The organism is Stenotrophomonas maltophilia group sp. msm4 (assembly GCF_032025605.1).
GTDB lineage: Bacteria > Pseudomonadota > Gammaproteobacteria > Xanthomonadales > Xanthomonadaceae > Stenotrophomonas > Stenotrophomonas sepilia.
This window is the reverse complement of sequence record NZ_JAVSKK010000001.1, coordinates 1235280-1257573: the sequence shown is the minus strand read 5'-3', so window position 1 is coordinate 1257573 and position 22294 is coordinate 1235280. Positions and strand designations below refer to the sequence as shown.

15 protein-coding genes and 1 pseudogene are annotated in these 22294 nt (G+C 67.3%); 13 read left to right on the top strand and 3 right to left on the bottom strand.

The annotated features are described in order from the left end of the window. Positions 1-3: 3 nt before the first annotated feature. Complete coding sequence (locus ROV93_RS05965) at positions 4-1251, bottom strand: arsenic transporter (RefSeq protein ID WP_072167088.1); 1248 nt, start codon at positions 1249-1251, stop codon at positions 4-6. Positions 1252-1545: 294 nt separating this feature from the next. Between ROV93_RS05965 and ROV93_RS05960 the strand changes: the two genes are divergently transcribed. The 3 genes and pseudogenes from ROV93_RS05960 (at position 1546) to ROV93_RS05950 (ending at position 2262) form a co-directional block, all read left to right on the top strand. After that, positions 1546-1737 carry a hypothetical protein gene (locus tag ROV93_RS05960; RefSeq protein ID WP_072167087.1) on the top strand — a complete coding sequence of 64 codons (192 nt, stop codon included), beginning with the start codon at positions 1546-1548 and terminating at the stop codon, positions 1735-1737. Then, positions 1713-1943 (top strand): annotated as a pseudogene (locus ROV93_RS05955) (penicillin-binding protein); the annotation flags it as partial. The gene ROV93_RS05960 and the pseudogene ROV93_RS05955, both read left to right, overlap by 25 nt. Before the next feature lie 106 nt (positions 1944-2049). Beyond that, positions 2050-2262, top strand: a complete 213-nt coding sequence (locus tag ROV93_RS05950) for a hypothetical protein (RefSeq protein ID WP_049411161.1) — start codon at positions 2050-2052, stop codon at positions 2260-2262. Between the two features lie 97 nt (positions 2263-2359). Here the strand turns inward: ROV93_RS05950 and ROV93_RS05945 are convergent, their stop codons facing one another. Next, on the bottom strand, positions 2360-2920 hold the full coding sequence (locus ROV93_RS05945; protein ID WP_180890326.1) for a fasciclin domain-containing protein: 561 nt from the start codon (positions 2918-2920) through the stop codon (positions 2360-2362). A gap of 415 nt (positions 2921-3335) precedes the next feature. Here ROV93_RS05945 and ROV93_RS05940 point away from each other — a divergent pair, with 415 nt between their 5' ends. The 8 genes from ROV93_RS05940 (at position 3336) to ROV93_RS05905 (ending at position 16949) form a co-directional block, all read left to right on the top strand. Beyond that, complete coding sequence (locus tag ROV93_RS05940; protein ID WP_072167085.1) at positions 3336-6464, top strand: TonB-dependent receptor; 3129 nt, start codon at positions 3336-3338, stop codon at positions 6462-6464. Between the two features lie 125 nt (positions 6465-6589). Beyond that, positions 6590-7348 carry a SapC family protein gene (locus ROV93_RS05935; RefSeq protein ID WP_312538765.1) on the top strand — a complete coding sequence of 253 codons (759 nt, stop codon included), beginning with the start codon at positions 6590-6592 and terminating at the stop codon, positions 7346-7348. Positions 7349-7351: 3 nt separating this feature from the next. Continuing rightward, a complete protein-coding gene (locus ROV93_RS05930) occupies positions 7352-8374 on the top strand; it encodes a cupin-like domain-containing protein (RefSeq protein ID WP_080376903.1) in 1023 nt (340 codons plus the stop codon). Between the two features lie 11 nt (positions 8375-8385). After that, on the top strand, positions 8386-9918 hold the full coding sequence (locus tag ROV93_RS05925; RefSeq protein ID WP_072167083.1) for a tryptophan halogenase family protein: 1533 nt from the start codon (positions 8386-8388) through the stop codon (positions 9916-9918). A 163-nt stretch (positions 9919-10081) separates the two neighbouring features. Further along, the gene (xylB, locus tag ROV93_RS05920; protein WP_072167082.1) at positions 10082-11575 is read left to right on the top strand and encodes a xylulokinase; all 1494 of its coding nucleotides are present in this window, start codon (positions 10082-10084) and stop codon (positions 11573-11575) included. Positions 11576-11618: 43 nt separating this feature from the next. Then, positions 11619-12953 carry a xylose isomerase gene (gene xylA / locus ROV93_RS05915; protein WP_072167081.1) on the top strand — a complete coding sequence of 445 codons (1335 nt, stop codon included), beginning with the start codon at positions 11619-11621 and terminating at the stop codon, positions 12951-12953. 31 nt (positions 12954-12984) lie between these two features. Continuing rightward, complete coding sequence (locus ROV93_RS05910; protein ID WP_072167080.1) at positions 12985-14394, top strand: sugar porter family MFS transporter; 1410 nt, start codon at positions 12985-12987, stop codon at positions 14392-14394. Beyond that, complete coding sequence (locus ROV93_RS05905; protein ID WP_141653555.1) at positions 14391-16949, top strand: exo 1,3/1,4-beta-D-glucan glucohydrolase; 2559 nt, start codon at positions 14391-14393, stop codon at positions 16947-16949. Before ROV93_RS05910 ends, ROV93_RS05905 begins: the two co-directional genes overlap by 4 nt. Before the next feature lie 8 nt (positions 16950-16957). On the opposite strand, the gene ROV93_RS05900 is transcribed toward ROV93_RS05905, so the two are convergent. Beyond that, a complete protein-coding gene (locus tag ROV93_RS05900) occupies positions 16958-18016 on the bottom strand; it encodes a LacI family DNA-binding transcriptional regulator (protein WP_312538759.1) in 1059 nt (352 codons plus the stop codon). Positions 18017-18123: 107 nt separating this feature from the next. Between ROV93_RS05900 and ROV93_RS05895 the strand changes: the two genes are divergently transcribed. Next, positions 18124-20283 (top strand): alpha-glucuronidase family glycosyl hydrolase, encoded by a 2160-nt coding sequence (locus ROV93_RS05895; RefSeq protein ID WP_141653558.1) that lies wholly within the window; start codon positions 18124-18126, stop codon positions 20281-20283. Between the two features lie 32 nt (positions 20284-20315). Beyond that, the gene (locus ROV93_RS05890; protein ID WP_080376902.1) at positions 20316-22268 is read left to right on the top strand and encodes a sialate O-acetylesterase; all 1953 of its coding nucleotides are present in this window, start codon (positions 20316-20318) and stop codon (positions 22266-22268) included. Positions 22269-22294 lie beyond the last annotated feature (26 nt).

Sequence of the window (22294 nt, the reverse complement as noted above, 5' to 3'; positions counted from 1 at the left end):
CGATCAGAGCAGCAGCAGTGCTCCGATCAACGCCGGCGGCATCACCAGCGCGCCGACGCGCAGGAAGTCGAGCGCGCTGACATGCTCGCCCTCGCGGCGCAGCGCCACCAGCCACAGCATTGTCGCCAGCGAACCGGTGACCGACAGGTTGGGCCCCAGATCCACGCCGACCAGCAATGCGGCACGGGTCTGCGCCGGCAGGTCGGCCATCTGCCCCAGCGAACCGGCGGCCAGGCCGACCGGCAGATTGTTGGCCACGTTGCTCAGCAGCGCAGCCGCGCCACCGGCCAGCCAGCTGGCCTGGCGGGGAGATGCCTGCGCCAGAGCCTGCAGCGCGCTGGCCGCGCTCTGGATGACACCGGTCTGCGCCACCGCTTCCACCAGCACGAACAGTCCCGCCACCAGCGGCAGCACGCCCCAGGACACGTGTCGCAGCAGTGGCAGCGGGCTGCGCCTCTGGCGGATCGCCACCACGGCCACACTCAGCGTGCCCGCACAGAACGTGGTCAGGCCCAATGGCCCGTTCAAGGCGGACGTGACCAGCAACACGGTGCCGGTGAACAGCACGCCCAGTGCGCTCAGCCGGCCGCCGTCGGTCAACGGGCGATGCGCCGGCGCGGCCACCAGCGGCTGGGCGATCTCGCGCCGGTGCACCCAGCGCAGGACCAGATAGGTGGCACCGATCGCCGCCGCCGACGGGAGCGCGAACTGCGCCAGCCACTGCAGCAGCGGCGGCAGGTGCTGGCCGTACACCACCAGGTTGGCCGGATTGGAAATGGGCAGCACGAAGCTGGCCGCATTGGCGATGAAGGCACAGACAAACAGGTAGGGCAGGGGGTTGGCGCGCGCCGCCTTGCAGGCGGCGTAGACCGCCGGCGTCAGCACTACGGCCGTTGCATCGTTGGACAGGAACACCGTCACCAGCGTGCCGACCAGGAACACCAGGTCGAACAGGCGTCGCCCGGATCCGCCCGCATGCCGCACCGCGTACAACGCCAGCCAATCGAACAGGCCTTCGCGCCGCGCCAGTTCGGCCAGCACCATCATGCCGACCAGGAACAGGTAGACGTCGCGGCCTTCGGCCACTGCGCCCCATGCGGTGTGCAGCGACACGGCGCCCAGCAGCGGCAACACGGCGGCAGCGCCCAGCGCCCACACATATTCGGGGATGCGGAAAGGACGGAACAGCAGGCCGAGGGTGGCAACGGCGACCGCTGCCCAGATCAGGAGGGGGGCTTGGGAGGCAAGCATGGAGTGGGGCTTCAGCGGCACCTGCACCGACCCCGGCGCAGGGGGGGGCCTGGCGCGCGATCAGCGGATGGGCGGCCGCTGCAATCATCGCAGGTTCCGGGTCGCCGCATCATACCGTGCGGCGCTGCATGGCGACCGCTGCGGACGACCGCGTTGCAGGTGGGCCGGGGTGGCGCCCAGCCCACGTTCAGCACGCAAGCGCGCCATCACTTCAGCCACTGCAGTGTGACTACGCATGTAGTCACACTGCACGCACACTCATTGGACGAGATTGCGATGCCAGGATCCTGCTGGTTGTCCTGCGCCCTGGCCCTGGTGTTCGGCATCGCCGGGCCCAGCCAAGCGGCGACGCGTGCCGAAGCCCTCGCCGCGATCGAGCGCAACGCGCGTGGCGCGCATTCCGACGCGGTCCTGGTGATGCACGACCGGGAGACGCTGCTTGAGTTGAAGCCCGCCGCCGGAGCCAGATCTCCGCGCGCGGACTGAAGCGCGCCGATCTCTACGACATCATACGGGGGCCGGTCGTCGGCTTTGCCGCCAACGGCTACCTGGGCCAATACCTGATGATCGTCCCGGAACAGCGGGTGGTCGCCGTGCGTCTGGTCCACCGGCGCGAGACCCGCAGCGCTCCACAGGACGACTATCCCTCCTTCTTCGCCGATGTCCTGCAGTTGGCGCGGACACTGCGATAGGCCCTGTCGCCATCATGTCCACGCGCGCTGAACATCTTCCTGGAGCGTTCTTCACTGGCGTGCCGCCTAAAGTGGGATGACATCTTGGCCGCACACCAACTTAGGCATGTTTGATTATCAGGACTGGACCTTCCACGCCAATGGCCGAACGGTAGTGGCGCGGGTAGCGCTGGACGGCGACGGTGGCGGCACCATCAACCGCTACCAGCTGGTGCCGGGGCCGGCGCAGTCGGGGCTGTGCATCAAGGTCGCCTCCCAGGACGAGGCCGCGCAGAAACTGGAGGCCGAAGTGACCAAGCTGCTCGGGCCGGAGTGGTAGCTACTACGCCATGCCGGGCAGGGATCCGCATGGTGACGTCGGGATGACCGGGCCCGGGCAACGGGCATCGCGCCGGATGCCCGTTGCGTGAGGCCGCTTACCTGGGCATCAGCACGGTGTCGACCACGTGGATGGCGCCGTTGGACTGGCCGACATCTGCAATGCTGATGCCTGCCTTTCCACCCTTTGCGTCGATGACCCAGAGCTTGCCATCGTGGAGCGCCACGGTGAGAGGCTCACCCTGCACGGTCTTCAGGGTGGCCTTGCCGCCGTGCTTGCGGGCATCGGCCAGAAGCTGGGCCGAACTGTAGCTGCCCGGGACGACGTGGTAGGTCAGGATCCGGGTCAGCTGTGCCTTGTTTTCAGGCTTCACCAGTGTATCGACAGTGCCTGCAGGCAGCTTTTCGAAGGCCGCATTGGTGGGCGCGAAAACAGTGAAGGGCCCGGCGCCGTTGAGGGTGTCGACCAGGCCGGCTGCTTTGACCGCTGCAACCAGCGTGGTGTGATCCTTGGAATTGACGGCGTTCTCGACGATGGTCCTGGTGGGGTACATTTCTGCCCCGCCCACGATGACGGTGTTGGCGGCGAAAACCGAGGAGCCGGACGAAACGAGTACGGCGAAGCCGACTGCGGCGGCGATGCGCTGAAGAGCGTTCACGGTGCGTTCCTTTCTGGATGACCCGCAAGTGCGGGCATCTTTCCTACGTCGGGTGAGCGTGACCGGATGCAGCAACGGCCGAGTCATTGGCGCGCTGCCGGTTTTGCTGCGCTGCATGGTGACAACGGCGAACCTCGGTGATTACTCTCCGCTGCAACGCCATGGTAGCGCTACCAGTCGGACGGGGATCCAAGGTCCGGGAGGCTGCCTTCTTTGCCGCGTGTTTGTCCTGGCAGGCTTGAAAAGCAAGTGTAAGTCGCGGCGTGCCCGAGCACCCGTGCTGTTCGGTTTGGAATGCGGGCCACGCCCGTGCGTGCCCCTGGGAGGGGGCGGTACATCCATTCGATCGTATGTCAGAGGGGACTTTCATGAGCACCTGCAGTTTCCGTGGCACCCCGGGCCCGAGGTCCGGTTCATGAGCCGCGCGTTGGCGAAGTTCCGGTCCCGGGCCATGTTCACCTTCGTGGGTGGTGCCCTGGTCATCAATCCCGCCTTTGCGCAGGACGCCGCACCGGCGACCGGGCCGCAGCCGCAGAGCCAGTCGCAACCCACCCAGCTTGATGCAGTGCAGGTCACGGGCATACGCAACAGCCTGAGCCAGGCCATGGACATCAAGCGCGACTCGGCGGGCGTGGTCGACGCGATCAGTGCCGAGGACATCGGCAAGTTCCCCGATACCAATCTTGCCGAGTCGTTGCAGCGCATCACCGGCATCTCCATCGAGCGCCGTGACGGCGAGGGCGCGCAGGTGACCGCGCGTGGCTTCGGCCCCCAGTTCAACATGGTCACGCTCAACGGTCGGCAGATGCCGGGTGCCGATGCATTCGGTGCCTCTGGACAGGTCGCCATCGGCGGTGTCGACGGCGGCACCCGCGCCTTCAATTTCGCGCAGCTGGCTGCCGAGGCCATCAATGGTATCGAGGTCTACAAGACCAGCCAGGCGCAGGTGCCCAGCGGTGGCATCGGTGCGACGATCAACATCCTGACCTCGCGTCCGCTCGATCACGCCGGCATCGTTGCCAGCGCCGGGGCGAAGCTGGTGTCCGACCAGAGCCAGCCGTTCGACAATGACCTGACACCGGAGCTGTCGGGCATCTTCAGTTACAGCAATCCGGAAAAGACCTTTGGCGTCAGCCTCAGCGCGAGCCAGCAGAAGCGCAAGGGTGGCTCGGTGCAGGCCACGGAGAACTACTGGAACGTGCAGCCGTGGACAGGGGCGATGCCGGGCAACCCGACCGTGGTCAATGCTCCGGCCGTCGGCCAGCTTTACGCGCGGCCCAATGACCTGCGCTACGCGTTCTCCGAATTCGAGCGCGAACGCGTCAACGGCCAGGCCGTGCTGCAGTTCGCACCGACGGACAGCCTGACCCTGACCGTGGATTACACCTACTCGACCAACGAGATCACCGAGAATCGTGGCGAGCAGGGCATGTGGCTGCAGAACAGCAACTACACCAACGTCGAGTTCGACACCAGTGGCGCCGTCGCGACACCGGTATACATCCGCGAAATCGCCGGCACCAAGGATTTCGGCCTGGAGCAGCAGCGCAGCATGCAGGAGTACAAGCTGGGTTCGCTGGGCTTCAACGCCGTCTGGAATGTCAGCGACCGCTTCAAGCTCAGCTTTGATGCGCACAACTCGAAGAACGAGAGCCGACCGAATGATCCGCTGACCGGCGGTGGTTCGATCTTCATGAGCATCGCCGGCACCAACAACTGTACCCGTGGCCCGCATTGCGGTGGCTCCTGGGTGCAGGAGCTGAACTTCAACAATGGCCTGCCGGTTGGCACCCAGGTCTGGTATCCCAGCACCGCCGATGCGGTCGCCGGGACCAATGGCGTGGTCAATCCGGGCTTCCAGGAAGGCGAGATTGGCACGCAGGTGCTGCGCGTCAACGCGCAGACCCAGATCAGCGAGATCAAGCAGGCGCGCGTCGATGGCGAATGGAACTTCGACCACGGGCGCTTCCAGTTCGGCGTGGACACCAACAAGTCCACCACCCACCGCATCCAGGCCGCCGAGGCCTACTCGACCCTGGGCGACTGGGGCGTGGCCAACGTGGACCGGGATACCGCCGCAGGCCTGATGGACCTGCTGCAGCCGGTCAGCATCGTCGGCCTGTTCGACGACTACAGTGCCAACAGCTGGCCCGCCTGGCGCGGCAATGCCGGGCAGCTCGCGCAATGGGCATCGCGCGAGTACGGCGTCGGCTTGGGTGTGAACCCGCAACGCGCGGCCGACAACTTCGTGGAAGAGAAGACCAAGGCGGCGTACTTCCAGGTGGAGCTGGACGGGGAGCTGGGTGGCATGCGCACCAACACCCGCCTGGGCGTGCGCTATGAAACCACTGACGTGGTGTCGACCTCGGTCATTGCCGTCCCCGAGTCCATCGAGTGGCAGGCCAACAACGATTTCCGCATCGTGCTGTCCGATGAGCAGCAGCCCTTCACGGAGAAGGCGCGGTACAGCTACATCCTGCCCAACCTTGATTTCAGCATCGACTTCACCGAGGAACTGAAGGGCCGCGTTTCGTTCGGCAAGAGCATCGCCCGCGCGCCGTACGGCAATCTCTATGCAGGACCCGGGGCCCAGCAGCCGTTCGGCTCGGTGCTGATCGATCCCTCGTCGCGCGCCAGCGGCAATTCGCAGAACCCGAGCCTGAAGCCGTTGGAATCGGACAACCTCGACCTGGGGCTGGAGTGGTACTTCGCCGACGCCAGCTATGTGTCATTGACCTACTGGAACAAGTCGGTCAGCAACTTCATCGGCAACACCGTCGTGCAGGAAAGCCTGTACGGCCTCACCGACCCGACCTCCGGGCCGGATGCGCGGGCGGCGTTGGACTTCCTGACCAGCGGCGCCTGCGTCGCCCAGGTCGGGCCGGCCAATGCGGCCGCCTGCTCGGCCAACGACACCTCGCTGTTCACCGCGCTGGCATTGCTGCGAAACAATCCTGCCGGCCTCGGCGCCTACAACGGCACTGATGCGCAGGTGCTGGCCACCGAAGCGGCCTACGATCTGTATGGGCAGCCCAACGATCCGCTGTACCAGTTCAACGTCAATCGCCCGATCAACCAGAACAAATCCAAGCTGCATGGCTGGGAGCTGGGCGGCCAGTACTTCTTCGGTGACACCGGCTTCGGCGTGCTGGCCAACTACACCGTGGTCAAAGGCGATGTCGGCTACAACAATGGCGGCGATCCGGGCGTCGACCAGTTCTCGCTCACCGGCCTGAGCGACACTGCCAACGCTATGCTGATGTACGAGAAGTACGGGTGGTCGGTGCGCCTGGCATGGAACTGGCGCGACCAGTACCTGATCCTGGCCAACCAGGGCTCCAGCCGCAATCCCTACTATGTGGAGCCGTACGAGCAGTGGGATCTCAGCGTCAACTACGCGCTGGATGACCACTGGTCCTTCAGCCTGGAGGCGATCAACCTGACCGGCGAGGATGTGCGGTGGCGCTCGCGCACGTCGCAGATGATCGTCAAGCTGGCTGACCAAAGCCCGCGCTACATGCTGGGCGTCCGCTACAAGTTCTGAGCCTGGCTGCCGATGCGTCCGGCACGGCACCGCTGCCCGCCAGCGGTGCCGTGCCGGGACGGTGTCGCCGCAGCTGTCGCGCCTGCGCTACGCTGCCGGCCAGCCACCCCGCACTGGATACCCTGATGGCCCGCTACGAAATGCTCAACAACATCGCGCATCGGGACCTGAAGGTCGCCACCGGATTCGGGCAGCAGTTCGGCGATGCCGTGGGCATGGTGCCGGCCTATCCCAGCGAGTTCGCAGAACTGCAGCGTGAGTATCCGATCTTCCTGCGCAGGGAAACCGGGACGGAAGCGTGGCAGTCCGTGGCCCTGCTGGGTTTCGAGCAACACGAGAACCTGTTCCTGCAGGACGGGCGCTGGAATGCTTCCTACCTGCCTGGCGCGGCGGCCAAAGGGCCGTTCCTGATCGGCTTCCAGGAGCACTACGTGGATGGCCTGCTCACCCAGGATGCGGTGATGCACGTGGACCTGGACCATCCGCGCGTCACCGACGGGGGCGGCGAGCCGGTGTTCCTGCCGCAGGGCGGCAACACCCCTTACCTGGACCACATCGCCAGCGTGCTGCGCGGCATCCACGAGGGCAGTGCCTTCGCGGCCGGGATGTTCACGATGCTCGACGACTGTGGCCTCATCCAGCCGGTCACGCTCGACGTGCAGATCGCGGCGCACCACCGGGTGAGCGTGAGCGGATTGCACGGCATCGACCGCGAGCGCCTGGCTGCGCTGGACAGTCCACGCCTGGCTGCGTTGAACCGCGCCGGTTACCTGGAGGGTGCGTACCTGATGCTTGCCTCGCTGCATAACATGCGCCGCCTGATCGCCGAGAAGCAGCGCCGTCTCCGCGTCCAGGACGGCACCGCGCAGGCGGCCAGGAACTGACCGGTGCAGGCCACCCTGCCGATGCGGATCCTGGAAGGCATCGATCCTGCCGCCTTGCCACTGGCTGACCTGGTGGAGGCCGGTGAGCCGGTCGTACTGCGTGGCATCGCCACCGATTGGCCACTGGTCCAGGCCGGGCTGGGCGGGGTGCAGGATGCAATGGCGTACCTGTGCAGCGTCGATGCGGGTGCACCCATCCAGTACTCGTTCGGCGGCGCCGAGATCGGGGGGCGCCCGTTCTACAGCGCGGACTTCACCCGGTTGAACTTCGAAGTGCGGCGCGGCGTGCTGGCCCAGGTGCTGGAAGAGATCGCCATGACGCTGCATGTACCGCAACCGCCAACCTACTACGTGGCCTCGCTGCCGATCGCGCGGGCACTCCTGCCGGCATTCGCGCAGGCCAACGACGCCGGTCTGGCCAAGCAGGGCATCGACGCCACCGCCAGCATCTGGATCGGCAACCGGGTGACGGCCTCGTGCCATTTCGACACACCCGACAACCTCGCCTGCTGCGCGGTGGGGCAGCGCGAGTTCACCCTGTTCCCGCCCGACCAGATCGACAATCTGTATCCGGGCCCGCTCGATCCCACGCCGGGGGGACAGGTGGTCAGCGTGGTGGACTTCGAACAGCCCGACTTCGATCGGCATCCACGTTTCCGCGAGGCGCTGGCGCACGCGCGCCGCGCGGTGCTTGGGCCCGGCGATGCGATCTTCATCCCCAGCATGTGGTGGCACCATGTACGCAGCCTGGAACCGTTCAACGTGCTGGTGAACTACTGGTGGCGAAGCTCGCCGGCCTGGCTGGGATCCGCGCTGGCGGCGCTGCACCACGCGATGTGGGCCGTGCGTGATCTGCCGGCGCGCGAAAAGCAGGCCTGGGAAGGGCTCTTCCGCTACTACGCATTCGGCCCTGGCGAGCGCGCGGGGCAGCACCTGCCTGACGCCGCGCGCGGGGATCTGGCACCGTTCGACGAGCAGCGCGCCCGCCGCATGCGCGCGATGCTGCTGGGCAGGCTCAACCGTTGAGAGAGGGCACCATGTTGGATACCCAGAGCACGCCTTCAGGGCGCATCCGCAAGGTGGTCATTGCCGGTGGCGGTACGGCGGGTTGGCTGGCCGGCTGCGCGCTTGCGCACCAGTTCCGTGACCAGCTGCAGATCACGCTGGTCGAGTCCGAGCAGATCGGCACGGTCGGTGTCGGTGAGTCCACTGTGCCGCCGATCCGCACCTTCCACCGCTTCCTGCAGATCGACGAGCAGGAGTTCCTGCGCGCGGTGGCCGGCACCTTCAAGCTGTCGATCTCGTTCGAGAACTGGCGCCTGCCGGGCGATCGCTTCTTCCATCCGTTCGGCACCATCGGCCATGGCACCTGGGCGGCCCCCTTCCATCACTTCTGGCTGGACAGCCTGCGCCGCGGCATGCCCTCGGACCTGGGCGACTTCTGTCTGGAGAGCATCGCCTCGCGTGGCGACCGCTTTTCGCTGCACACCCAGCCGCAGGCCAGCTATGCGTATCACTTCGATGCCGGTCTGTATGCGCGGTTCCTGCGCGGCAGGGCCGAGGCCCACGGCCTGCGCCGGATCGAAGGCCGGATCGCCCAGGTCAGGCAGCACGCGCACGACGGTTCGGTGCAGGCGCTGGTGCTGGACGACGGCCAGGTGATCGAGGGCGATCTGTTCATCGACTGCACCGGCTTCCGCGGCCTGCTGATCGAGCAGGCACTGGGCACCGGCTACGAGGACTGGCACGAATGGCTGCCGTGCGACCGGGCCGTGGCGGTGCAGACCGAAGCGGTGGCGCCGCCGGTACCCTATACCCGGGCGATCGCCCACGAGGCGGGGTGGCGCTGGCACATCGCGCTGCAGCACCGCGTTGGCTGCGGGCTGGTGTATGACAGCCGCCATCTGTCCGATGACGAGGCCGCCGCGAAACTGTTGCGCGATGCCGGGGCTCCACCCTTGCGCGATCCATGGAAGGTGCCGTTCCGCAGTGGACGCCGGCTGAAGGCCTGGAACAGGAACGTGGTATCGCTCGGGCTGGCCAGCGGCTTCATCGAACCGCTGGAGTCGACCAGCATCCATCTGACGATCAGCGCAGTGGTGCGGCTGATCCAGCTGTTCCCGTTCGACGGCATCAGTGCATCGCTGGTGCAGCTGTACAACGATGTCAGCCGCCAGGAAATGGAGCACGTGCGCGACTTCATCATCCTGCACTACCACGCCACGCAGCGCAGCGAACCGATGTGGAAGGCCTGTCGCGAGATGCGCGTGCCCGAGTCGCTGCAGCATCGGCTGCAGGCGTGGCGCGAGCGTGCGCATGCGTGGCAGGACCCCGGCGAGCTGTTCCGCGTCGAATCCTGGACCAGCGTGCTGCTCGGGCAGGGCATCGCGCCCGGTCCTGCGCACCCGCTGGCGCGGGCCGTGAGTGATGTCGATCTGCGCACCTTGTTGAAGGGCATCCAACGGCCTGTGCAGCAGGCCGCCGCGCAGATGCCGGCGCAGGCGGAGTTCATCGCGCAGTACTGCAGGTCCGGCGTGGACGTGTGGCGTTCGACGGAAGCAAGCGCGTAGCAGGGTTTTGCGTTGCAGCACGCTTTTTCCGCTGCGGCTGGTTACAGTGCGGCAACACCGCGGGCGATGACGCGCGCGGTGGCAACGAGGGGGCCGGACACCACGCCCCCTTTTTGAGTCCACGGAATGTTAGCGCTACCTTTCTTGATCGGAGGCGGTTTCGATGGGTCTGGTTGCAGGGATCGATGCAGGGACGCAGAGCCTGAAGGTGCTGGTCTATGACCCGCGGAAGCAGGCGGTGGTGGCCTCGGCCAGCGCGCCGCTCGCGCTGGACAGCGGTGCCGATGGCAGCCGTGAACAGGCGCCGGCCGACTGGGTGTCGGCCCTGCGCGACTGCTTTGCCCGGATCGATCCCTCGCTGCGCGCACGCATCGTTGCGCTGGCGGTATCGGGCCAGCAGCATGGATTCGTGCCAGTTGACGATGCTGGCGAGGTGCTGGCACCGGCCAAGCTGTGGTGCGACACCAGCACCTCGGCCGAATGCATCCAGATCATGGACGCCGTGGGCGGGTTCCAACGAACCATAACGCTGGCGGGCAACCCGATCCTGGCCGGCTACACAGCGTCCAAGCTGCCCTGGACCCGCACCCACCGTGCCGACGCCTATGCGCGGCTGGTGACCATCCTGCTGCCACACGACTACCTGAATTTCGTGTTGACCGGGCAGCGGTTCTGCGAGCTTGGCGACGCGTCCGGAACCGGCTGGCTGGACGTGCGCACGCGCACCTGGTCGCAGGAACTGCTGCGCGCCACCGATCCTGATCGTGATCTTGCTGCCTGCCTGCCGCCGGTCGCTGCGCCCGATGCCCTGTTCGATATCGCGCCGGAGGCTGCGGCCGCGCTCGGGCTTGCAGCGGCGGTGAAGGTGGCCGTTGGTGGCGGCGACAACATGATGGCGGCGATCGGCACCGGCTGCGTCACGGAAGGGCGGCTGGCGATGAGCCTGGGAACCTCCGGAACGCTGTTTGCGTATTCCGGCTCGCCGGTGATCGATCCGGATGGCGCGTGGGCGGCGTTCTGCTCGTCCACGGGGGGCTGGCTGCCGCTGATCTGCACCATGAACTGCACCGTGGCCACCGAACGCGTGGCCAGCGCCTTCGGTTTCAGCAGCCGCGACGGCGACGCGCATCTTCGCGCAACGCCGCCGGGGGCAGGGGGCCTGGTGATGCTGCCGTTCCTCAATGGCGAACGTACCCCTGACCTGCCGCTCGGCAAGGGCGTGCTGGCTGGCCTGGACATCGCCAATTTCACCCCGGCGCATGTGTACCGCGCCGCCATGGAGGGCGCGACCTACAGCCTGAAGTACGGCTACGACGCCTTCGTCCGCGCGGGCATGCAGTTCGATCGCATCGTGCTCACGGGCGGCGGCAGCAACAGCGCTGCCTGGCGTCAGCTGGTGGCCGATGTATTCGGCCTGCCGGTGGAGGTCCCGGCGCAGGCCGAGGGTGCGGCGTTTGGAGCAGCGCTGCAGGCGCTGTGGGCGCTCGCGCGATCGCAGGGCAACGCCACTTCGATCAGCGACATCACCGCACGGCACGTCACCGTCGATCCCGCGCTGTCCGCACGACCGGATCCGGATCGCAGCGATGCCTATGCACGGGCCTACGCACGCTTCCTCAGTCATCTCGATGCCATCACGCCGCTGCAGCGCGGTTGATGGCTCCTCCACGACACCCCGTACAACGACAGGAGCACGCACCATGAGCACGCAGCCCTTCATCGGCGCCAAGGAATACTTCCCCGGCGTCGGCCGCATTCCGTTCGAGGGCAAGGGCTCGGACAATCCGCTTGCCTTCAAGGTCTACGATGCCAGCCGGGTCATCGGTGGCAAGACCATGCAGGAGCATCTGCGCTTCGCCGTGTGCTACTGGCACACCTTCTGCAATGCCGGGCACGATCCGTTCGGCCCGGGCACCCGGCAGTTCCCGTGGGAGGCCGCCTCGCCACTGGCCACGGCAGAAGCCAAGGTGGACGCAGCGTTCGAGTTCTTCACCAAGCTGGGCGTGCCGTACTGGTGCTTCCACGATATCGACCTGGCGCCGGATGCCGACGACATCGGCCAGTACCAGAAGAACCTTTCGCATATGGTGGGCCTGGCCAAGGCACGCCAGGAGGCCACTGGCGTCAAGCTGCTGTGGGGCACGGCCAACCTGTTCTCGCACCCGCGCTACATGAACGGCGCATCGACCAATCCCGACTTCGCGGTGGTCGCGCGTGCAGCCGTGCAGGTCAAGGCCGCCCTGGAGGCCACGGTCGAACTCGGTGGCGAGCACTATGTGTTCTGGGGCGGGCGCGAAGGCTATGCGTCGCTGGCCAATACCCAGATGAAGCGGGAGATCGAGCATTTCGCGCGCTTCCTGACCATGGCACGCGACTATGGCCGCAGCATCGGGCTGAAGGGCAACTTCCTGATCGAGCCCAAGCCGATGGAGCCGATGAAGCACCAGTACGACTTCGACAGTGCCACGGTGGTGGGCTTCCTGAAGGAACACGGGCTGGACAAGGACTTCAAGCTCAACATCGAGGCCAACCACGCCACGTTGTCCGGCCATACCTTCGAGCACGATCTGCAGGTCGCGTCCGATCATGGCCTGCTCGGCAGCATCGATGCCAACCGCGGCAACGCACAGAACGGTTGGGACACCGACCAGTTCCCCAGCGATCTGTACGACACCGTGGGCGCAATGCTGGTCGTGCTGCGTCAGGGCGGGTTGGAGGGCGGGTTGAACTTCGATGCGAAGGTGCGCCGTGAGTCGACCGACCTGGAGGATCTGTTCATTGCCCATATCGGCGGCATGGATGCGTTCGCACGCGGGCTGGAGGTTGCCCATGCACTGCTGACCGAGTCGCCGTGGGAGCAATGGCGTGCGCAGCGCTACGCCAGCTTCGATTCCGGCGCCGGCCAGGATTTCGAGCGTGGCACGCTCAGCCTGCCGGACCTGGCGGCACTGGCCGCCCGCCTCGGCGAACCGCGCCAGGCCAGCGGCAAGCAGGAGCGTTACGAAAACCTGCTCAACCAGTACCTGCTGCGCTGAGCGCGGCAACGGTGCACTCAAGGGGACGGGGATGAACCAGGCAGCAGGCAGCGGTGAGAACACGCGGCTGATCGTACTGATCAGCGTGGTGGCGACGATTGGCGGTTTTCTGTTCGGCTTCGACAGCGGCGTGATCAATGGCACCCAGGATGGCCTGCACCAGGCGTTCCGGTCCGGCGAATGGATGCAGGGGTTCGAGATCGCGTCGATGCTGCTGGGCTGTGCGGTGGGCGCGTTCAGTGCTGGACGGCTGGCCGACCGGCTCGGCCGTCGCAACGTACTGATCCTTTCGGCAGTGATGTTCCTGCTGTCGGCGCTCGGTGCCGGGGCGGCGGTCTCGTCGGGCTGGTTCATTGCGGCGCGGGTGGTGGGCGGATTCGCGGTCGGCGCGGCCAGCGTGATCTCGCCCGCCTACATTGCCGAGGTCGCTCCGGCCCGTTACCGCGGACGCCTGGCTACGGTGCAGCAGATCGCGATCATCACCGGCCTCACCGCCGCGTTCCTGTCCAACTACCTGCTGGCGGCCGCAGCGGGCGCGTCGACCGAGCCGCTGTGGGGCGGGCAGGCCGCCTGGCGCTGGATGTTCTGGATGCAGGCCGCGCCATCACTGGTGTTCCTGCTGCTGTTGCTGACCATTCCGGAGAGCCCGCGCTACCTGGTGGTGAAACGGCGCAAGGAAGACGCCCTGCGGGTGCTGACCCGGCTGCTGGGCAGCGACAAGGCCAGGGCCACGCTCGAGGAGATCGATGCCTCGCTGTCCAACGACCATCATCGCCCGCGCCTGTCCGATCTGAAGAGCCGGGCGACCGGGCGGATCCGCCCGATTGTGTGGGTCGGCGTCGGGCTGGCCTGCTTCCAGCAGCTGGTCGGCATCAACGTGGTGTTCTATTACGGCGCGGTGCTGTGGCAGGCAGTCGGCTTTTCCGAGAACGACGCGCTGCTGATCAACGTGCTGTCCGGCGCACTGAGCATCGGTGCCTGCGTGGTCACCGTGCTGCTGATCGACCGGATCGGCCGCAAGCCCCTGCTGTGGTTCGGCTCGGCCGGGATGTCGCTGTCGCTTGCACTGGTGGTGGTGGCGTTTGCCAGCGGTTCGCTGGCCGACGGGCATCTGCAGCTGCCCGGCCGCATGGGCACGCTGGCACTGGTGGCGGCCAATGCCTATGTCGTGTTCTTCAATCTGTCCTGGGGACCGGTGATGTGGGTGATGCTGGGCGAGATGTTCCCGAACCAGATCCGCGGTTCGGCACTGGCAGTCGCCGGCGCGGCGCAGTGGACCTCCAACTTCGTGGTCACGGTGACGTTCCCGATGCTGCTGGCCGCGGCAGGGCTGGCGGCCACCTACGGCATCTACCTGGTGGCTGCCGTGATCTCGGTGATCTTCGTCGTCCGGCATGTGCACGAGACCAAGGGCAAGGAACTGGAGCAGATGGAAGGATGAGCACCATGACATCGCAGGCCTTCGTCATCCGCAGCGGCGCGCTGGTCGCCGCACTGATGCTGGGATTGCTCGGCTGCCGCGGCCAGGACCGGGCTGCCGCCGCCGCAGCCACCGACAAGGATCCCTGGCCGGAGGTCATCTGGCCCCTGGCTGCGGACCCGGCGCTGGAGAAGCGCATCACCGACCTGATGGCCGGCATGACGGTGGAGGAAAAGGTCGGCCAGCTGGTGCAGGGTGACATCGCCAGCGTCACCCCCGACGATGTGCGCCGCTACCGGCTTGGCTCGATCCTGGCCGGTGGCAACTCCGATCCCGGTGGCCGCTACGACGCCTCGCCGGCCGAATGGCTGGCGCTGGCCGACGCCTTCTACGACGCCTCGATGGACACGTCGAAAGGCGGCAAGCCCATTCCGCTGCTGTTCGGCATCGATGCCGTGCACGGGCAGAGCAACATCATTGGCGCCACGTTGTTCCCGCACAACATCGGGCTGGGCGCCACGCGCAATCCGGAGCTGCTGCGGCAGATCGGTGGCATCACCGCGCTGGAGACCCGCGTTACCGGCATGGAGTGGACGTTCGCGCCGACCGTTGCCGTACCCCAGGATGATCGCTGGGGACGCACCTACGAAGGCTACTCCGAATCGCCGGACGTGGTGGCCAGCTATGCCGCCGCCATGGTGGAGGGGCTGCAGGGCAGGGTGGGAACCCCGGAGTTCCTCGATGGCCGCCATGTGATCGCCTCGGTGAAGCATTTCCTCGGCGACGGTGGCACCACTGACGGCAAGGACCAGGGCGACACCCGCATCAGCGAGTCAGATCTGGTGCGCATCCACGCCGCCGGATATCCGCCGGCAATCGCCGCCGGCGCGCAGACCGCGATGGCGTCGTTCAACAGCGTCAACGGTGAAAAGATGCATGGGCACCGGCACTACCTTACCGATGTACTCAAGGGCCGCATGAACTTCGGTGGCTTCGTGGTGGGTGACTGGAATGGTCATGGACAGGTCAAGGGTTGCACCACTACAGACTGCCCGGCCACGATCAACGCGGGCCTGGACATGGCGATGGCCTCGGACAGCTGGAAGGGTTTCTACGAGACGACGCTGGCTGCGGTGAAGGATGGGCGGATCACGCCGCAACGCCTGGACGATGCGGTGCGCCGGATCCTGCGGGTCAAGTTCCGCCTTGGGCTGTTCGAGGCCGGCAGGCCATCCACGCGGGCCGTCGGCGGGCAGTTCGCACTGATCGGCGCGCCGGCACATCGCGCGGTTGCCCGGCAGGCCGTGCGCGAATCACTGGTCCTGCTGAAGAACCAGAACGGCCTCCTGCCGCTGTCGCCGAAGCAGCGGATCCTCGTGGCCGGCGACGGTGCCGACGATGTCGGCAAGCAGGCCGGCGGCTGGACGCTCAACTGGCAGGGCACCGGCACCACCCGCAAGGACTTCCCCAATGCGGACACGGTCTACGAGGGCATCGCGCGCCAGGCCAGCGCGGCGGGGGGGGAAGCCGTTCTTTCCGTCGACGGTCGCTACGCAGTGAAGCCCGATGTGGCGGTGGTGGTGTTTGGCGAGGACCCCTATGCCGAGTTCCAGGGAGACCGGCCGACACTGGCCTACAAGCCCGGCAACGAAACGGACCTGGCGCTGCTCAAGCGGCTCAAGGCCGATGGCATACCGGTTGTCGCGGTCTTCCTGAGCGGGCGGCCGCTCTGGGTGAACCGGGAAATCAATGCCGCCGATGCCTTCGTAGCTGCGTGGCTGCCGGGTTCGGAAGGCGCCGGGATTGCCGATGTGCTGCTGCGCGGAAGCGATGGACGCGTGCAGTACGATTTCAAGGGCAAGCTCAGTTTCAGCTGGCCGCGCACTGCCACCCAGTACGCCAACAACGTGGGCCAAAAGGACTACGATCCATTGTTTGCGTTCGGATTCGGCCTGACCTACTCCGACAACGGCGACCTGGCCGCGCTGCCGGAGGCATCGGGCGCGACCGGCAACGAGGGCGCGACCGGCGTGTTCTTTGCGCGCGGTGACGCAGGCCCTGGCATGGCGCTGCGGCTCGAGGATGCTGCTGGCCAGGGCCTGACCGTGACCCGCGTGCCGGACGCATTGCCCGATGATCGGCTGAAGATCACCGGCGTGGATCATCTGGCGCAGGAGGATGGACGACGCCTGGCCTGGTCGGGCAATGGCGAAGCCGTCGCGGCACTGCAGTCGCACACGACGCTGGACCTGCAGCGCGAATCCAACGGCGACCTAATGCTGCTGACCACGCTGCGGGTGGACGCAGCCCCGAAGGGTGAGGCGTGGCTGTCGGTCGGTTGCGGCGTGGGCTGCTCGGCGCGCATCGCCATCGGGCCGGCGCTGGCGGCGCTTCCACAGGGCCAGTGGAAGCGTGTCGGCGTGCCGCTGAAGTGCCTGGCCAAGGCGGGCGCCAAGCTGGACGCGATCGACCGACCGTGGTCGGTGGCGACGGGCGATGCGATGACGATTTCCGTGTCACGCGTCGCGCTGGGCGCACTGAACGAAGCCGAGGTCACCCTCGGATGCGGAGCATGAGGCCTGCGCTACCGCGCACGGGGCGGCGCGGCGACCGAACCGCGTGCGATCAGCCGATGCGGCATCACATGATCGCGCAGCACCGTTGCGTCCCCTGCCGGACGGCGGATGGTGCGCAGCAGGATGTCGACGGCCGCGTTGGCCATCGAGGCGATGGGCTGGTGGATCGTGGTCAGTTCCGGCCACACGGTAGTGGCGGCCGAGGTGTCATCGAATCCCACGACCGACAGGTCGCGCGGCACTTCCAGCCCGCGTCGGTGCGCGACGGAGATGGCGGCAGCGCCCATGTCGTCGTTGCTGGCGAAGATCGCGGTCGGTGGGCGGCGTTGGGACAACAGCTTTTCGGCGGCAGCCAGGCCGGACCGGTAGGTGTAGTCACCGTGCTGGACCAGGCCAGGCTCCACCGCCAGCCCGGCCTCGCGCAGGGCGGTGACGAAGCCGTCGTAGCGGAGCGCACTTGCGCTCAGGTCATCGCGCCCACGGATGAAACCGATGCGGCTGTGTCCCTGCCGGAGCAGGTGATCGGTCATTTCCCTGCCCGCACTGAAATCGTCGATGCGGACGCAGGACAGGGCCTCGCTCAGGCGCCCCGATGCGATGGCCACCACCGGAATGCCAGCCTTGACCAGTTCGCTTACGGCGGCCTGCGATTCGCACAGGGGCGGCGGCAGGATCACCCCGTCGACGCGTCCGGCGAGCGCGCGCGCCGCCCTGCGTTCGGCTTCGGCATCCAGGCTGTCCCAGTAGTCGATGACCAGCTGGATGGCGGAACTGGAGGCGACGCGCAGCAGGCCCACCAGCAGTTCGCGCAGGTAGGCGCCGCTGGGGTTGGTGTAGATCAGCGCAATGCGCGTGTGCTGTGCGGCGGCCAGCGAACTGGCGGCAAGATTGGGCGTATAGCCCAGCTCGCGCACAGCGCGCAGCACGCGCTCGCGGGTGACATCACGCACCTTGCCCTGGTTGATCACCCGCGACACGGTCATCGGCGAAACGCCGGCAAGGGCCGCAACCTCGTCGATCGTCACGCCTGCGGTTCTGCGGCGAACCGATTTCTTCGGCTTGTCCAATGCACGATCCCTTTGTTCTTGGTGGCGCTGCCGCGCGGGTGCGAAGGACGATGATGCGCCGCCCCGAGCCCGGACGTAGTCTACAAAAGCGCATGTTAACGCCGTTGTTGCGTACTGTCGGCACGCGCCTGTGCGCCGTGCTCGCACTGCTGGCCTGTGCTGGCGGGGCACGGGCGGAGGATGGCTACGGGCTGTGGATGCGCTACCAGCCGGTTGCCGCAACGGTCGCTGCCGATTACCGGCGGCAACTGGCCGAAGTGGTGGCCCCGGATCGCACGCCAATGCAGCGCGCCACCCGCGACGAGCTTGCGCGGAGCCTTTCTGGATTGCTCGGAGCGGCGCCGCCAATGCGAACGGCAATCAGTACTGGCCATGCCCTGGTGCTGGGTACGCCGCAGTCCTCGGCGCTGGTCGCCGCGATCGGCAACGAGGTTGTCACGCTGGGCGACGAGGGCTTCCTGATCCGGCAGGTCCGGACCGAGGGGCGCGATGTGCTGTTGGTGGCGGCACGCCGGGATGTCGGCGTGCTGTATGGCACGTTCCACCTGCTGCGCCTGTTGCAGCGTGGCATGCCGCTGCAGGGGCTGGACGTTCGGGAGTCGCCGCGGGTCACACTGCGTGTGCTCGACCATTGGGACAACCTGGACCGCTACGTCGAGCGTGGCTATGCGGGCAGCTCGCTGTGGGACTGGCAGACGTTGCCGCAATGGCGTGACCCGCGCTACACCGACTACGCCCGTGCCAACGCTTCGCTCGGCATCAACGGCACCGTCCTCAACAACGTCAACGCCAATGCGCTGAGCCTGTCGCCGGCCTATCTGGCCAAGGCCGCCACGCTGGCCGATCTGTTCCGCCCCTATGGCATCCGGGTCTACCTGAGCGCACGCTTCAGTGCGCCCATCGAGCTCGGCGGCCTGGCGACGGCTGACCCGTTGGATCCCGGCGTGCGGCGCTGGTGGCGCGACAAGGTCGATGAGATCCATGCGCACATTCCGGATTTCGGCGGCTTCCTGGTCAAGGCGAACTCGGAGGGGCAACCCGGCCCGCAGGATTACGGTCGTTCCCATGCTGACGGCGCCAACCTGCTGGCCGACGCGCTGGCGCCCTACAACGGCGTGGTGATGTGGCGGGCCTTCGTGTATTCGCACGAGGTCCCCGAAGATCGCGCCAAGCAGGCGTACAGCGAGTTTGTCGGGCTGGACGGCGCCTTCCGGCCCAACGTGATCGTGCAGGTGAAGAACGGCCCCATCGACTTCCAGCCGCGCGAGCCGTTCCATCCGCTGTTCGGCGCGATGCCACGCACGCCGCTGATGATGGAACTGCAGATCACCAAGGAATATCTGGGTTTTGCGACGCACCTGGTCTACCTGGGAACGCTCTACGAGGAAGTGCTGCAGGCCGACACGCATGCCCGCGGCGAAGGCTCCACCATTGCCCGCGTGGTCGATGGTTCGCTGGAGGGCCACGCACTGACCGGTATCGCCGGCGTCGCCAACATCGGCATGGACCGTACCTGGAGTGGCTCGCACTTCGACCAGGCCAACTGGTACGCCTTCGGCCGACTGGCATGGAACCCGCAGCAATCCGCGCGCGCGATTGCCGAAGATTGGGCAGCGCTGACGTTCTCGCCCGACCCGCAGGTGACCGGCCCGATCGTGCGGATGATGATGGACTCGCGCGAGGCGGCAGTGGATTACATGACGCCGCTGGGCCTGCATCACCTCATGGCACGCGGCCATCACTACGGCCCCGGCCCCTGGGTGGACGGCGGCCCGCGTGCGGACTGGACGTCGGTCTACTACCACCGCGCAGATAGCAAGGGCATCGGCTTTGACCGCAGCGCCAGCGGAAGCAACGCCGTGGGCCAGTACGCCCCGCAGGTCGCCGAGGTCTATGGCGACCCCGAGCGGGTGCCCGAGTCGCTGCTGCTGTGGTTCCATCATGTGCCGTGGGACCGCCGCATGCGCTCGGGCAGGACGCTCTGGGACGAACTGGTCGGGCGCTATTCGCGCGGCGTGCGCCAGGTGCAGTCGATGCAGGCGACCTGGGCCGGCCTGCGCGACCGGATCGATCCGCAGCGGCATCGGCACGTCGCGGCGTTCCTGCAGATCCAGCACGACGAAGCGCAATGGTGGCGTGACGCCAGCGTGGCGTACTTCCAGTCGCTCAGTGGCCGGGCGCTGCCCGCCGGCGAGCGGCCGCCGCCGCATCCGTTGTCGTACTACCAGGCGTTGCAGTTTCCGTTCGCACCGGGGGATGGGCGATGAGCAGGTTCGGAGCGGTCGGGTGCGCGCTGTTGATGATGGCTGCGGTAGTGGTGGCGATGCCGGCCGCGGCGCGGGAAGTAGCGGGATTGCTGCATCCGCTGTTCAGCGATCACGCCGTCCTGCAGCGTGACCGGCCCATTTTGGTCTGGGGGCACGCAGGCCCTCGGCAGCCGGTTTCCGTGACGTTTGCCGGGCAGGCGGTAAGCACCCGGGCGGATGCCGCAGGCGGCTGGCAGGCGACGCTGCCCCCGGTGGCCGCGGGCGGTCCGCATACGCTGGAGGTAAACGCCGGGACACGTCGGGAGATGGCGCGCGACGTGCTGGTCGGCGACGTGTGGCTGTGCTCGGGCCAGTCGAACATGGAACTGCCGGTGTGGCGCTCGCTCAACGCAGCCAGCGAGATCGCCGCCGCCACGATGCCACGGATCCGGCTGTTCACCGTGCCGCAGCACGCCGCCGTGCAGGCACAGGAGAGCTTCAACGGCAGCACTGCCTGGACATCGGCAACGCCTGATACGGTGCGCGATTTCTCCGCCACCTGCTTCTACTTCGCGCGCGAACTGCAGCGCACCGTCGACGTGCCGATGGGGCTGATCGAGGCGGCGTGGGGGGGCTCGCGGATCGAGGCCTGGACCAGCGTGGGTGCACTGCGAGGGCAGGATAGCCTGGACGAGGCACTCGATATTCTCGCGCGGTCTGCGCGTAATCCGCTGGAGGCACGCGCAGCCTGGGGCCGCTACTGGCAGCACTGGTGGGCCACACGCGAGGGCACGCCGCCCGGCGACGCCCCATGGCGCGCGGATGCCGATGACCGAGGATGGCCGCGCGCACCGGCCACACTGGGCGCATGGGAGCGTTGGATCGAGCCCGCGCTTGCCGACTACAACGGCATGGTCTGGTATCGCACGCAGGTGATGCTGAGCGCTGAACAGGCTGCACGCGGCGCGACCCTGGAGCTGGCATCGGCCGACGAGGTGGACGTGACCTGGGTGAACGGGGTCGCCGTCGGCAGCCAGTACGGCGCCGGCAAGAGGCGCTACCCGTTGCCACGTGGCCTGCTGAAGGCAGGATCCAACAGCATTGCGGTCAACGTGCTGGACACCTACGGCGAAGGCGGCCTGGCCGGCCCCGCCACGGCATACGGCCTGCAGTTCGACAACGGTGAGCGGGTGGCACTGCAGGGTCCGTGGAAGTACCGGGTGGCGCCGGGCCAACAGGCGCCGCCATTTGCCCCCTGGCAGGCCGCCACCGGGCTGTCGACGCTGTACAACGGAATGATCGCACCGCTCGGCGCTTTCGGGCTGCGCGGCATGCTGTGGTACCAGGGTGAATCGAACACCGGTGATGGCGCGGCGTACGCGGCGCGGTTGCGTGCGCTGCGCGACGATTGGCGGCGTCAGTTCGGTGCGCGCACGCCACTGCTGTTCGCGCAGCTGGCCAGCTATGGCCAGCCGCCGGTTGCGCCCGCCGACAGCGGTTGGGCGCAGGTGCGCGAGTCGCAGCGGCGCGTCGCCGCCGAGGATGCGCAGAGCGGGCTCGCCATCGCCATCGACATCGGCGATGCCTACGACATCCACCCGCCGAACAAGCAGGAGCTCGGGCGCCGCCTGGCGCGCGTGGCGCGCCACGTGGTGTACGGCGAGCAGGATCTGGCACCGTCAGGTCCGCGGGCGGTCACCGCCGTGCGGACGCCCACGGCCGTCGCCATTGCGTTCGAGGATGTCGAAGGCGCGCTCACCGCAACCGGTGCGCTGCGTCCGATCGGCTTTGAACTGTGCGAGGCCAAGGGCCATGCGCGCCACTGCGAGTACGCCGACGCCGAACTGGATGTGCGCCGGATCCTGCTGCGAGGCCCGCTGTCCACGCGCGCAACGCATGTCCGCTACTGCTGGGCCGATGGCCCGGTGTGCACGCTGCGCGATCGCAGCGGGGCGCCGGCCGGCCCGTTCGAACTTCCCATTGCCGAAGCCGAGGCCCGACGATGATGACCTTGTCTACGCAGTCCCCTGTG

Excerpts from the sequence above, each read along its gene's own strand:
- ROV93_RS05910 (WP_072167080.1), top strand. The coding sequence starts at position 12,985 with ATGAACCAGGCAGCAGGCAGCGGTGAGAACACGCGGCTGATCGTACTG.
- ROV93_RS05890 (WP_080376902.1), top strand. The coding sequence starts at position 20,316 with ATGATGGCTGCGGTAGTGGTGGCGATGCCGGCCGCGGCGCGGGAAGTA.
- xylA (WP_072167081.1), top strand. The coding sequence starts at position 11,619 with ATGAGCACGCAGCCCTTCATCGGCGCCAAGGAATACTTCCCCGGCGTC.
- ROV93_RS05965 (WP_072167088.1), bottom strand. The coding sequence starts at position 1,251 with ATGCTTGCCTCCCAAGCCCCCCTCCTGATCTGGGCAGCGGTCGCCGTT.
- ROV93_RS05935 (WP_312538765.1), top strand. The coding sequence starts at position 6,590 with ATGGCCCGCTACGAAATGCTCAACAACATCGCGCATCGGGACCTGAAG.
- xylB (WP_072167082.1), top strand. The coding sequence starts at position 10,082 with ATGGGTCTGGTTGCAGGGATCGATGCAGGGACGCAGAGCCTGAAGGTG.
- ROV93_RS05905 (WP_141653555.1), top strand. The coding sequence starts at position 14,391 with ATGAGCACCATGACATCGCAGGCCTTCGTCATCCGCAGCGGCGCGCTG.
- ROV93_RS05950 (WP_049411161.1), top strand. The coding sequence starts at position 2,050 with ATGTTTGATTATCAGGACTGGACCTTCCACGCCAATGGCCGAACGGTA.
- ROV93_RS05925 (WP_072167083.1), top strand. The coding sequence starts at position 8,386 with ATGTTGGATACCCAGAGCACGCCTTCAGGGCGCATCCGCAAGGTGGTC.
- ROV93_RS05940 (WP_072167085.1), top strand. The coding sequence starts at position 3,336 with ATGAGCCGCGCGTTGGCGAAGTTCCGGTCCCGGGCCATGTTCACCTTC.